The sequence below is a fragment of the Pseudomonadales bacterium genome (genome assembly GCA_013215025.1).
GTDB lineage: Bacteria > Pseudomonadota > Gammaproteobacteria > Pseudomonadales > DT-91 > DT-91.
The window spans coordinates 1-12,930 of record JABSRR010000090.1 but is presented as its reverse complement, the minus strand read 5'-3'; the positions used below and the strand labels follow the sequence as shown (position 1 = coordinate 12,930).

Here is a 12,930-nt window from a genome sequence, read left to right as displayed (position 1 = left end):
TAATCCACAATCTGGCCAAGCGTTCGTAACTCAGCTAAGTCTTCGGGATTAAGCTCGGGTAAATCAGGTAACTCATCTTGAACACTGCCTAAGATTTCAACACGCTTGATCGAATCGATGCCAAGGTCGGCCTCCATATCCATACCAAGTTCTAACATCTCAGTTGGGTAACCTGTCTTATCCGCAACGACGTCCATCATCACAGACTGTACCTTTTCAGCGCTAATCGCTGGACCACTGGCACTAGCAGGTACACTTGAAGATGCAGCGACTGGCGCTGCCACTTGCTTATCAATCTCCTCTAGCTTGCTATTCATATAATCCACGATTTGACCGAGCGTACGTAACTCAGCTAAGTCTTCGGGATTAAGCTCGGGCAAATCAGGCAAGTCATCCTGCACACTACCTAAGATTTCAACACGCTTGATCGAGTCAATACCAAGGTCGGCCTCCATATCCATAGACAGTTCTAACATCTCTACAGGATAACCGGTTTTTTCGGCAACAACGTCTAACATCACTTTTTGAATTTGCTCAGCGCTAATCACTGGGCCGCTGGCGCTAGCAGGAGCAGAGACAGCTGGAGTTGGCGCAACTGCTGCTGGCACAGGTTTTGCTGCAGCTTGTGGTTTTGCAACTGGCGCAGGTGCTGGTTTTGCGGCTGGTGCTGACGCAGGTGCTGCTGCCTTAACAACAGGCTGAGTCGCTTGACTCACTGCAGCTGCCGCAACTGGAGCTGCAGCTGCAGCTGAAGAGTCAGGCGCTGAAACAGGCGCTGAAACTGCTGCGGTAGCTACGGGTTCTATTGATTGGCTTGTAGATTGGCCAGTTAATTGTGCAGTTTGTGAACGTAAAAATTGTTCATGTACTCTTAAGGTATCGGCTTGGAAGTCATGATACATTGCTAAGCTTTGTGCCACATCAGCAGGAATAACACCATGGTTGCTGTCCAATACTTTCTGTACTGTTTGCGCATAGTTCTCAGGAGCAGCCATAAACTGCTGATGCACATCTAAGAGTTGCTGCTGCTGTGCAGAAAAGGCTGCAAGCTGCTGCGCAATATCAGCGGCAGACGCCGCTGGCGCAGCTACAGCAGGCTGTGCTTGTGTAGATGATGGCGCGCCATCTTTCTCAACATAAACGATCTTTTCTACCACTTTTTCTACTTCCACAATCTTCTCAACAATTTTCGGCTCAACATTCGCTGCAACTGCACCAGACATTTGATAGCCATCGCTTAAAGCATCTTCGTACGCTTTACGTGTTTTCGGGCTGACATAAGAAGCGGCTGAAAGCTTCATTGCCATCGGCGATTTTTTCGGTGCAGCTGTTTCACCAACAGCTTTGGCATAAGGATCGAAACCTGAGACATCAAAACCTGTCACCGCTAATTCGACAATGGCCTGACGTAACTGTAATTCCGATGACTTTTTAGGGTTAGCGTTTAAGGCAATGCTCACTACATCGTCTTTATCGGCCAGGATATTTTCAACTAACTTGCTTAATACATTTTTAGGGCCAAATTCGACGAACACACGGCCACCTGCATCGTAAATAGACTCAATCTCTTTATCAAAGCGCACAGATTCTAAAATATGACTTTGCATGGCCATTTGAATATCAGCAGGCTTATCAGAGTGCTGCTTACCACTTGCATTAGAAAATACTGGGATGCTTGGCTTATTAAATTTCGCACTAGCAATGGCTTTAGCAAATGGCTTTTGTGCATGGCCTACCAATGGCGTATGGAAGGCTGCAGATACTGGCAGCTTAACCACTTTATAGCCTTTATCTTTCAGCATATCGTGAGCAGCCAATACCGCTTTTGTATCACCTGCAATAACCACTTGCGATGTAGAGTTATAGTTAGCCACGCTAACGCCGTCTAAATCTTTAATTTCCGCTTCGACTTTTGCAGGCTCTGCCACAACCGCAACCATTGTGCCTGCATCAAAGTTTTCATCATCAGGCGCAGCCATGGCTTGTCCACGAGAACGTGCAAGCATCATATAGTCTTCTTGGCTTAATACACCTGCAGCCCAAAGTGCCGTTAATTCACCAAAGCTATGACCTGCGGTAAAGTTAGCTTCAAAACCTGCGGTTTTTAGGGTATTGAATAAACCAACGGATACAGTACCAATAGCTGGCTGGGCAAACTGTGTTAACTGTAATTGTGCGTCTTGGGCTTTTTTATCGTCTTTTTCAAATACTGGAATGGGGTAAAGCGTTTTTGATAGTGGCGCTAAGTCTGCTGCTGTGAAAGATGCGTCCATCGCTTCAATAGCGTCTAACATTTCAGGTGTAGAACAGCTTAACTCTGATGCCATATTGACATATTGCGAGCCTTGACCAGAAAATAAGGCAACCGCCTTACCTGCAACATCAGCGGCCTGCGGGCGGAAATAAATACCTGTCGGCAAACGCCAGGCACTATCACTGCCCTTCTTCTCTAAGGTATCTAAGGCTTTTTCTAAGTTATCTTTTAAGCCATCCGCATTTTTCGCCACAAAACCAATACGAAGCTGCTTAGCATCTAACTTACGCAAACCATTGTCTGCCAGCAATGCATTGAAAGCATAAGGCTTTGTATCTTCATCAACATCTAAACTAGTGACTTGCGTTTGTAAGTTGCTTTTTAAGTCGGAGGCAGTATCTGCCGCAAATAAAAATGCCTGCGCCAAGTTTGCTTCACGCGGCAAGGCTTTAAATGTTTCAGCCATATTGCTGTTATATTCTTCCAAAACAAAATGGAAGTTAGTACCACCAAAGCCAAATGAGCTAACGCCTGCACGACGGGGTGCACCATCGCTGCGTGACACCCATGGGCGTGTTTCGGTATTAATATAAAACGGTGAGTCCTCGATATTTAAGCTTGGTGCCGGTCTATCCACATTGATAGACGCAGGTAAAACCTTATGGTGAAGCGCTAAACAAAGTTTCACAAAACCAGCTGCACCTGCTGCCGATTTGGTATGACCAATTTGCGACTTAACCGAGCCTAAAGCAATATGTTGCTTCTCGTCGTTTCCTTCACTGAAGAATTTAGTTAAGCCACCGACTTCTGCCGCATCACCCGCTAAAGTACCTGTACCGTGCGCCTCAATCAGACCCACCGTTTTAGGGTCGATGCCTGCATCATTGTATGCACGCCTCAAGGCTTTTGCCTGACCATCAGGACGTGGCGCATAGATAGACTTAAACTTACCATCAGACGATGTACCAATACCTTTTAATACCGCATAGATTTTATCGCCATCACGCTCAGCATCTTCAAGGCGTTTAAGCACCACCATGCCAACACCCTCACCCACCATCATGCCTTTTGAGTCTTCATCAAACGGGCGAATCGTCTCATTGGTGGTAAATGCCGGCGTTTTTGAGAACGACATATACATAAACGGTGAGTTATCACAGCAAATACCACCAGAAATCATNGCATCAGAGCGGTACTCTAATAAGTCACTCACCGCAAGCTTCATCGCCGCTAATGANCCGGCGCAGGCCGCATCAACCGTACAGTTAGTGCCCCCTAAGTTAAAACGGTTCGCGACACGGCCCGCAATAACATTGCCTAACATACCTGGGAATGAGTTTTCTTCCCAAGGGATATAAGCTTTCTTGAACTTATCAACAATCACTGCACGGTCAGCATCATTGACGCCGCAGCTGTCCAGCACTTTATCAAGCACTGGGTATTGCAAGCGCGCATTAAGCGCAGAGATTTGCTTTAAGCCACTGCCAACACCAAGCGTAATTCCAACGTGATCTAAATCGTCAACACCAGCAAGACCAGCATCACTCAACGCATCACGGGCAACAATTAACGCAATAAGTTGAGCAATATCGGTGACTTCAAGAATATTTGGCGGCAAACCAAATTCCATCGGGTCAAAATCGAGTTCGGGGATAAATGCGCCACGTTTGCAATAGGTTTTGTCTGCGGCCGACTTGTCATCGGAGTAATAGTCATCGATATGCCAACGCGATGCCGGCACATCGATAATCGAATCAACCTTGTCAATAATATTATCCCAGTAGGCATCTAACGACTTGCTATCCGCAAATACGCTGGCCATACCCACAACTGCAATCGGGGTCTGCTGCAGACGAGACTGCAAGGCTGCATCATCTGCCGTACTGGGCTTGTTACGGTTGGCTTTCGACATGTAAATTCTCCGTGCAACGTCGTTGAGCAATAGTTTGCAGCTGTGTTGTGACACAGCAGCATCGGCTAGTCATCTGATTCTTCAATCAAACGAAAACGGCTTAAAAACTCGTTATAATTTCCAGCCAATATTTTTCTTATAGTAAATGGGGCATTGTTTAGCACATGCGACATATAACGCTCTGCCGCCTGCTTCTCGTCACCCTCGTATAAATCCACGTATAGCCAGTTAGAGTTGGGCTCATTGGCTATTAACAGTCGGCGACGCTTTTTATTTTTATCATCACCATCTAAGTGCGGCAGCTTGTGCAGCTGCACATTCACCACCTCGTCTTCTCCTAATACGGCACGCATGATGTCTGGATTCACTTCGGCATGTAATGCCGCTTTAGCGGCCTTATCCTCTATAGGAACGGTAACCGGCTGCATCGCCGGCAAGGCATCAATATCTTTTGACTCGCCATCTTTCAAACGGGCTAATTTTGATACGCCGTGACGCTTTAAACAGCGCTGCAGACCCGAGCGGGACACATCAGGATTAATAAACTGCTGCGACACCAGCAATAGCTCGTCTAAAGACAATAATAAGCGCTTGCGCAGCTCCACCACCACATACTCTTGTGCTGGCGATAAGGTAGTTTGAAGGTTTTTTGGCGTGTGCGAGGCATCTTGCAGGTCATCTCGCGTTCGCCATTTCTTCACCGTCGCTTCAGAAATTTTTAACAGCCGCGCCAACACTGCGGTCGGCAGATCAGACTCTCGTATAAACGCACGCATTTCGGGCGTTGTGGTAGCGTTGGCATGTTGCTTTTGCGGCATAACGACGGTCGTAGTATTGATTTTATTGCAGCTAAAAACTGATAGCGGCAAAAAATCCTATGTTGCTGTGATTATTTTTATTAATTTAACGCCTGCCCTGTTATGCTAGACAGACAGCAACGTAAAACTAGCATAGCTATATACGGTTTACAAACAATCACCCGAAACTTTTATTAGAAGCTCTAAGCGAAAATATAATAAGTCATTGAAATAAATAGACTTTCAATAAAAGAATATAAACATTACTGTTTTACAACCTAACGATACTCATGGCTAAAAACTGATCGAATCATCCATGCCACACTCACTGACACTAGCTGACAACCAGATTGATTTATGGCTATGCAACCCACAAGACCCGTGCTTTGCCTCATCGGCATTACAGACACAGTATCAGCACTGCCTATCAGACGATGAGATCAGCAAAGTTGCTCGACTGCGCTTTGCTAAACATCGTCACGATGCCTTAATTACCCGTGCTTTAGTGCGTGACACGCTAAGCCATTATTTGCCCGATGAACCGCATCAGCTGGCGTTTGTTAGCGAAGCGAAAGGCAAACCTAAACTGAGCCAGCCCAAGCATAGTGGCCTGTGGTTTAATCTATCGCATACCGAGGGCTTAATTGTTTGTGCAGTTAGCAAACTGCCGCAGCTAGGGGTGGATTGCGAGCAACTGACGCGCGATAACGAAATTCTAGCGATTGCTCAACGCTATTTTTCTACATCGGAAACCGCAGAGCTATTTAGCCTTGCCCCGGAGCATCAGCGCTCGCGGTTTTTTGATTATTGGACCCTCAAAGAATCCTACATCAAGGCCTGTGGTCAAGGCTTGGCTATCCCGCTCGACCATTTCAGCTTTAGCATTGATGATGAAGGCGGCAGTTATCACCTGGGCCAGTGCAAGCAGGCCATCTCGATTGCTTTCGATGCCGCACGCCAGGATCAGCCAGCCGCATGGCAAAGCCAGCTGCTCTACCCCAGCCATCAACTGCGCATCGCCCTCAGCGTTAAGCAGGCTAGTCAGCAGCCATTCGACACTCGCTTCTTCTATAATCAACCTTTGATCAGCTATCAACAGATTTTGCTTGAAGATATGGGCAAGTTTGTTTAAACATTAAACATAACAATAATCCAATGGACTGAGCTATGTCGCACTATCAAGCCATAAAGCTGTTAGACACCTTTATCGCTCGCGCCGACACGATTCACCCCGACGATCTGATCCGCCAGCGTGTAATAGTTGCTGTCAGCCATGCCTGCCTCATCTGTTTGCTACTGATAAACATCTGGTTTTATGTCATTGGCATCAGCGAAGCACTGTTTACCCTGAATTTAAGCCTGGCTAGTTTAGCCCTTATTAGCTTTGTGGCGATTTTGCTGGTGCTTAAACTGGGGCTTAAATACGCGATTAATATCAGCAGTTCAATTATGACCGTATCCACCAGCCTGATTTTGCTGATTGGTATTTATTTTACCGGTGGGCCAGCCAACAGCCCGGTAATTAGCCTGCTGGCACTGCCGCCCATTATGGGTTTTTTTCTAATCGGCTCTAGCTCAGGTTGGGCCTGGACTATTAGCATTATTGCAAGCTTAGTGTTTATGACCGGCCTGTCATTCAATCAGCACGAATACCCCGACCTGTTAGCAGACCAGAAAGGCGCGCTGCAGGTATTTATTTTTTGCTTTACCTTATTAATTTTAGCCAGCTTAGCCTATGTATTTGAAACCTTGTTTAAAGCTCAGCTAAGTGCGCGCTCAAAACAGAAGCAAAAATTTCAACATCTAGCACTGCACGACCCGCTCACCAACTTAGCCAATCGCGAGTTGTTTAATCAAACTTTATTGCAGGCCTTAAATCGAGCCAACCGTGAGAAAACCTCAGTTGCACTGCTCATGATCGATCTTGACCACTTTAAACCGCTGAATGATATGCACGGCCACCACGTTGGCGATGAGCTGCTTAAACACGTTGCCGATAAATTAAAAAATACGATTCGCGCCAGTGATTTGGCCGCACGCTTAGGGGGTGACGAGTTTGCGGTTATTTTAGAACATATCAGCCAGCAAGATGTTGCCACAGTGGCCGATAAAATCTTACAGGCGATTGCTAGCCGCATCAGTTTTAAACATGCCGAAAGAGTTCACATATCTTGCAGCATTGGGGTAGCTATTTCACGGCCCAATAGCAACCCTGAAGAACAAGCCGAACACTTATATTTGCAGGCTGATAAAGCGCTGTATAAAGCAAAACAATCGCGCAATACTTGGTGCTTCTTAAACGATGACGAACTCAGCTCGCTCATGCTGGGCCAGGCAAGGCTGAAAGAACATCTCAGTTAGGGATGGCTTAGCGTATTAAACCGTATTAAGCGCTTCTAAAATAGCCAGCGGTATCGGCTGCAGGCGTTTTTGCTTATCCATACATACCATTTCAATATCGCCTATCACCGCAGGTTTTGTTGCCTCAGGTCGCCACACCTCTTGCCGCCAGAGGGTTTTATATTTGCCGTCTACACTGAACTGGGTGCGAATATCGCAAACCTCAGCAAACTCAACGCCATCTTGAAACGTTAGATTGGCTTTATACACGGCAAAGCCCAAACCATGTTCACGCCATAGCGCAGCTAAGCGCTCGGCATCAATCACATGCTCGCGCGCGCGCTCAAAATATTTTAAAAAATTAGGGTGATACACCACGCCTGAATGGTCCGTGTCTTCATAATAAATCTGCACGGAAAAATGAAATACATCGCTTTGCATATTGGCTTTAATCTTATACTGTAAATTCAGCTAGCATAGCATGCCAACCCCGCGCCGTCATAAACTGCAATTCGGCTTTGGCTATAATCAAGATGGTGCTGATCTGGCCACAGGCCTGATCTAGCCGCAGGGCTGGCACGTTTATCACAGATGACAACGAAAGCTAATACAGACTCTTTTACTGCCGACGAGATTTCGCGCATTATCGAAATGGCCTGGGAAGATCGCACCTCGTTCGAAGCCATCGAAGCGCAATTTGCTCTGGCTGAGGCGTCGGTCATTCAGCTGATGCGGCGTGAGCTTAAGCCAAGCAGCTTTAGATTATGGCGCGCCCGTGTTAGCGGTCGCAAAACCAAACATCTGCAGCAGCGCAGCAAGGCGGTTAATCGCTTTGTCTGCCCCAGTCAATACAAGCGCCATTAGATTAACAGCACAAACTCAACCGCTACTAATAAATACAAGCACTAATACAATACAAGCATTATAAAAGAGCTAGCCCTGATACATCAGCCGCTAGCCAGCCACTAACGCGAGAAGACTATGAGCAAACCCTATCAATTGCCTAAAGTATGGACTTGGAACGCCGACAACGGCGGTGAGTTCGCCAATATTAATCGCCCCGAGGCCGGTGCCACTTTTCAACAGCCCTTACCGCGCGGTAAACACCCACTGCAGCTCTACTCAATGGGCACGCCGAACGGGGTCAAAGTCACCATCCTGCTTGAAGAGCTATTAGCGCTCGGCGAAAGCGCTGCCGAATACGACGCGTTTTTAATTAATATTACCGAAGGCGATCAGTTCAGCAGCGGTTTTGTCGACGCCAATCCCAACTCAAAAATACCCGCCCTGATTGATACACAAGCCAGTGATGGTCAAGGTGAGTTAGCGGTATTTGAATCGGCCGCCATTCTGCTGTATCTGGGTGAAAAATTTCAGCAGTTTATTCCTACCGACTTTCGACAGCGTCAGGCGATGCACAACTGGCTATTTTGGCAAATGGCCAGCACACCGTTTTTAGGCGGTGGCTTTGGGCATTTCTATGCCTATGCGCCTGAGAAATTTGAATACCCGATTGATCGTTACAGCATGGAAGTAAAACGGCAACTGGATGTGTTAGATAAACACCTCGCCAAACAAGCCTACCTCGCAGGCGACCAATACAGCCTAGCCGATATGGCAACCTACCCTTGGTACGGTGAACTGGTCATCGGCTCGCTCTATCAGGCGCAAACTTTTCTCTCGGTTGATCAATACCAACACGTCAAGCGCTGGGCCGAATCGATCGCAGCCAGACCTGCGGTGCAGCTTGGCCGAAAAATTAACGTGTTTTGGGGCGACGAAGCCGAGCAAATACGCGAGCGCCATTAAGCCTGGAAAGCATTGCCTACAGCACGGGTTTTTGACGCTGCGCTTTCTTTTCGGCCTGCTGTTTTTTGGCATGCAGGCGTCGCCGCACTGCACCTCGAGTAGGCCGCGTTGCCAGACGCGGCTTTTGCCGCTGATTTGCTTTGATTATTAAGGCCTTTAATCGCGCCAGCGCTTCGTCTTTATTGGCCGTTTGGCTGCGATGAGACTGCGCTTTAATAATAATAACCCCGTGCTGATTAATCCGACTATCGCGCAGGGCCAGTAGATTGCGTTTATAGCGTGCTGGCAAACTAGAGCGGTGAATATCAAAGCGCAGCTGAACCGCGGTCGAGACCTTATTAACATGTTGGCCGCCCGCACCCTGTGCCCTGATGGCTTGAAACTGTATCTCCCAATCGGCAAGCTGAATGTCGGCAGAAATATAAAGCATAATAGTGTCTTGGTGGTGGTTGATTGCGTGCTTGGATTTTTTAACGGCGATATCGGCTTGCTAACATAATCGTGTGCGTTGTTTGTATTTTATGGGCTGTGTTGTCATTGCCTATATACGATAACGGCGGAAGATTTTCTTGCCTCAATGCGCACAACATTATTCCGCAGTGGCTGAAGTATTTTTATCGCGATGACTCTCACTATAGATCGCACTATAGCTCTCACTATAGCTCTCACTATAGCTCGCACTATTAGTTCGCTATTTATCGCACTTTGCCTCACACTATTAGCGGCAGATAGATCACACATCTGGCATAAGGCTTAAGGTCTAAGTGATATGAATAGCAGTGATATGAATAGCAGTTAAATAGCCGAATAATTGCATTTATACACTGATTTGTTAAGGTGCAATCAAAGGATTTCAACACCATATCATTATGATTATATTACCGGCAGAAAAACGGTTTTCCTGGCAGGTAAAACCCATCGTTCTTAGCTGCCTCGTGCTTCTCAATAGCTGTATTTTTATTCTCTATCAATCTGACGATGGCATAAAGTCTGAAAACGCTGTCAAAGCCTATCTGCAAGCAAATTTACTGCAAGCTGAATACCCGATTTATCTAGACTATCTTGCAAGTGCAGCGATACAGCCAGCAAAACAGCGCTACATAGAACAGCTGTATCAGCAGCAGGCCACGCGCCAGCTAAGCTATGTAATCGCCATGGATCTCGAATTTAATAACTACCTCCAGCTGCATGCCGCAGAGCATATAGCAGAAGCTGAGCTTCAGCACTGGCAACAAGCGCGAGACGGCGTCAATAGCCAGCTCCAGCAACTCTCCAGCATTCAGTATGGTTTAATACCGCAACAGCTGTCATTGCTGCAGTTAATCAGCTCACAATTTTTACACGGCAGCTTCCTACACTTATTTGGTAATATGGTGTTCCTGATTATCTGCGGCTTTGTGGTTGAGGCGGCTATCGGCCATCTTCGCTTCTTAGGGTTTTATTTGCTCGCAGGCATCGGCGCAGGGCTATTGCATAGCGCCAGTAACCTCAGCAGCGCCGTGCCGTTAATTGGTGCCTCAGGTGCGATTTCTGGGGTAATGGCGATGTATCTGGTGGTGTTTGGGCTGAAAAAAATTCAGTTTTTTTACTGGCTGTATTTCTTTGTGGGCTATTTTCGCGCCCCCGCCTTGGTACTTTTACCGCTGTATATTGCACTAGAATTATTTCAATATGTCAGCCAATCCGAATCTCAGATTGCTTTTTTAGCGCATGTCGGCGGCTTTTTAACCGGCGGTTTATTAATGTTGATATATCGTCAGCTGCGGCCCTTGGCGATTAATCAAGACTATCTTGATCACGATGAACAATCGATTGCGCCGCAGCAGCTGGCTAGAGATAAAGTGCTCAACAATTTAAATCATTTTAAACTGATGCAAACTGTCGAGGCGATTGATGCCTATCGCATCGACTATGCAGACGATTTTGAAATGTTGCTGCTGCAATATCGCCTTTGCCACGCTATCAATACCTCAGCTAGCCAAGCTAAAGCGCTAGCGCTAGCTGCGGAGCTGCTGAGTGACAAACAGGCGCTCAAATTTGAAATCAATGCCATTGCCGAGATAGTGGTTCAGCAACAAACAGAGCTTGCCAAGTTATTGCAGCCGATTCAGCAGTGCCAATTAGCCAACGCGCTCTGTCAGCGAGACGACCCCACACTGGCTGAACAGATTTTTTTAAGCCTCTCGGCAGCAGCGCCTGAAGACAAACAGTTAGCTGAAAAAATCTGCATTTTAGCGCGTAAACTCAGCCTTAAGTTTGAGCGACTTAATCACCCGCAAAAAGCGAAGCACTATAATAACTGGGCCGACCAACACAGTCTGCCAGTGGCACAAGGATAGCGCGATGCATTGTCAATTTCACCCGCTTAGCCAGGCCCGTTATCAATGCCCGCAATGTGGACATTTTCTATGCCAACACTGCGTCAAAGCCCATCCTGACCGCAGCCACCGCTGCGTAGAATGTGATGTTATAGTTAACCCGATTGGCGCGGGTGAGCATATTACGCCATTTCATAAACGCCTGCCTGAGAGTTTTCGTTATCCGCTGAAACGTGAAACCTTGATATTAATCAGCGCATTATCTCTAATCAGCATGCTGCTGAGCTGTTTTCCTTTAGGCGGGCTATTGCAGTTATTACTCAGTGCAATCGCCTTAAGCTATAGCTTTAGTTGCTTAACGCAGACTGCCGAAGGTGATATGCAGGCGCCGCCGCTTTCCAATCATGATCTGTATGGTAGCCGCAGAATATTGGAATTTGCAGCACTACTGATTGCCAATATTGTGCTCTGTGGTTTTAGCGTGCAATGGTTTGGCGCCAAACTTGGCGGCATACTGTGTCTGATTTGGCTGGCAGCCCTGCCGGCAGCGATAATTATTTTAGGCACCACTAACGCCCTGCTGGTTGCCATTAACCCGATCAAGCAACTGGCGCTGATTGGCAAACTTGGCAGCGCCTATGGCCTACTGCTGGTGTTTATCTATATTATGGCAGGCTCTGTTGCCAGTATTCACAGCTTGCTGGGTCAACATTTAAGCCTTATCAGCGCGGGCTTAGAAACGCTCGTTAGTTACTTTTACCTGATTATCGTGTTTCACATGATGGGCTATTTAATTTATCAATTTCAAGACAGCTTTGGTCTTAGCATTGCCGAAAAAACCCACAGCCGCGAGCAGCCGGAGCCTGTCGACCCAGTCAAGCAAATTTGGCACCAAGCGCAGCGACTGATTCGAAACGGCCGTGTCGATGCCTGCTTAGACAGCTTATCTGCCGGTGTGAAGCAGCAGCCGCAAAGCGTTAGGCTTAGCGCCGATATGTTTGAACTGGTATTAGCCAGGCAGCATACCGACGAACTGCAAGACTATGGCAGCTATTACCTTGAACACCTGCTACAGCATCACGATAAAGCACTGGCGATTCAAAGCTATAAGCGATTATTACACGCTGACCCATCGTTCAAAGCCGACCGTGCCGAAGTACGCCTGCAACTGGCACAGCAGCTGTTCGATCAGGGCAGCCTGAAGCTATGTATAGCCTGCCTCAATGGTATTCAGAAAGATTTTAACAACGCCGCCTGCCTGCCAGATGCATTCAAGCTAATGGCGCGTGCACTAACAGAATTACCGGAAAACAGCAGCAAGCGGCGCAAGCAAAGCGCCTGGCAGCGCATTACAAGCAACAAAAATATAAGTTATTTTTTAAACATAAATTGATGAATCAGCAGCTGAGGCCTAAATAAACCTATGCTCGACAATCTCTGTTTATAATCGCTCTTTAACTTAACAGCTATAAATTAACAAGCTGTACGCGGTTATTGCCA

At 47.0% G+C, this 12,930-nt stretch carries 10 protein-coding genes; 6 read left to right on the top strand and 4 right to left on the bottom strand.

Going from position 1 to position 12,930, the window contains the following annotated elements:
- Both HRU21_07855 and HRU21_07850 read right to left on the bottom strand, forming a co-directional pair.
- On the bottom strand, positions 1-4,166 hold a 4,166-nt coding region (locus HRU21_07855; GenBank protein NRA42205.1), incomplete at its 3' end, for an acyltransferase domain-containing protein.
- A gap of 65 nt (positions 4,167-4,231) precedes the next feature.
- Positions 4,232-4,984 carry a helix-turn-helix domain-containing protein gene (locus HRU21_07850; protein ID NRA42204.1) on the bottom strand — a complete coding sequence of 251 codons (753 nt, stop codon included), beginning with the start codon at positions 4,982-4,984 and terminating at the stop codon, positions 4,232-4,234.
- A 295-nt stretch (positions 4,985-5,279) separates the two neighbouring features.
- On the opposite strand from HRU21_07850, the gene HRU21_07845 reads away from it, so the two are divergent.
- Both HRU21_07845 and HRU21_07840 read left to right on the top strand, forming a co-directional pair.
- A complete protein-coding gene (locus tag HRU21_07845; protein ID NRA42203.1) occupies positions 5,280-6,095 on the top strand; it encodes a 4'-phosphopantetheinyl transferase superfamily protein in 816 nt (271 codons plus the stop codon).
- 35 nt (positions 6,096-6,130) lie between these two features.
- A complete protein-coding gene (locus HRU21_07840) occupies positions 6,131-7,324 on the top strand; it encodes a GGDEF domain-containing protein (protein ID NRA42202.1) in 1,194 nt (397 codons plus the stop codon).
- 15 nt (positions 7,325-7,339) lie between these two features.
- Here HRU21_07840 and HRU21_07835 read toward each other — a convergent pair whose 3' ends face one another.
- Positions 7,340-7,744 carry a thioesterase family protein gene (locus HRU21_07835; GenBank protein NRA42201.1) on the bottom strand — a complete coding sequence of 135 codons (405 nt, stop codon included), beginning with the start codon at positions 7,742-7,744 and terminating at the stop codon, positions 7,340-7,342.
- Positions 7,745-7,894: 150 nt separating this feature from the next.
- On the opposite strand from HRU21_07835, the gene HRU21_07830 reads away from it, so the two are divergent.
- The gene (locus HRU21_07830; protein NRA42200.1) at positions 7,895-8,167 is read left to right on the top strand and encodes a TIGR03643 family protein; all 273 of its coding nucleotides are present in this window, start codon (positions 7,895-7,897) and stop codon (positions 8,165-8,167) included.
- A 117-nt stretch (positions 8,168-8,284) separates the two neighbouring features.
- Positions 8,285-9,112, top strand: coding sequence for a glutathione-dependent disulfide-bond oxidoreductase (gene yghU / locus HRU21_07825; GenBank protein NRA42199.1), 828 nt, complete (start codon positions 8,285-8,287; stop codon positions 9,110-9,112).
- Positions 9,113-9,128: 16 nt separating this feature from the next.
- Here yghU and arfB read toward each other — a convergent pair whose 3' ends face one another.
- Positions 9,129-9,542: an aminoacyl-tRNA hydrolase gene (gene arfB, locus HRU21_07820; protein ID NRA42198.1), complete on the bottom strand. Its 414-nt coding sequence runs from the start codon at positions 9,540-9,542 to the stop codon at positions 9,129-9,131.
- Between the two features lie 439 nt (positions 9,543-9,981).
- Between arfB and HRU21_07815 the strand changes: the two genes are divergently transcribed.
- Positions 9,982-11,451: a rhomboid family intramembrane serine protease gene (locus HRU21_07815; GenBank protein NRA42197.1), complete on the top strand. Its 1,470-nt coding sequence runs from the start codon at positions 9,982-9,984 to the stop codon at positions 11,449-11,451.
- 4 nt (positions 11,452-11,455) lie between these two features.
- Positions 11,456-12,823, top strand: coding sequence for a hypothetical protein (locus HRU21_07810; GenBank protein ID NRA42196.1), 1,368 nt, complete (start codon positions 11,456-11,458; stop codon positions 12,821-12,823).
- The last annotated feature ends 107 nt before the right edge of the window (positions 12,824-12,930 follow it).

Bases quoted from the DNA above. Each gene is read 5' to 3' on its own strand.
- HRU21_07850 (NRA42204.1), bottom strand. From the start codon at position 4,984: ATGCCGCAAAAGCAACATGCCAACGCTACCACAACGCCCGAAATGCGT.
- HRU21_07845 (NRA42203.1), top strand. From the start codon at position 5,280: ATGCCACACTCACTGACACTAGCTGACAACCAGATTGATTTATGGCTA.
- HRU21_07840 (NRA42202.1), top strand. From the start codon at position 6,131: ATGTCGCACTATCAAGCCATAAAGCTGTTAGACACCTTTATCGCTCGC.
- HRU21_07835 (NRA42201.1), bottom strand. From the start codon at position 7,744: ATGCAAAGCGATGTATTTCATTTTTCCGTGCAGATTTATTATGAAGAC.
- HRU21_07830 (NRA42200.1), top strand. From the start codon at position 7,895: ATGACAACGAAAGCTAATACAGACTCTTTTACTGCCGACGAGATTTCG.
- yghU (NRA42199.1), top strand. From the start codon at position 8,285: ATGAGCAAACCCTATCAATTGCCTAAAGTATGGACTTGGAACGCCGAC.
- arfB (NRA42198.1), bottom strand. From the start codon at position 9,542: ATGCTTTATATTTCTGCCGACATTCAGCTTGCCGATTGGGAGATACAG.
- HRU21_07815 (NRA42197.1), top strand. From the start codon at position 9,982: ATGATTATATTACCGGCAGAAAAACGGTTTTCCTGGCAGGTAAAACCC.
- HRU21_07810 (NRA42196.1), top strand. From the start codon at position 11,456: ATGCATTGTCAATTTCACCCGCTTAGCCAGGCCCGTTATCAATGCCCG.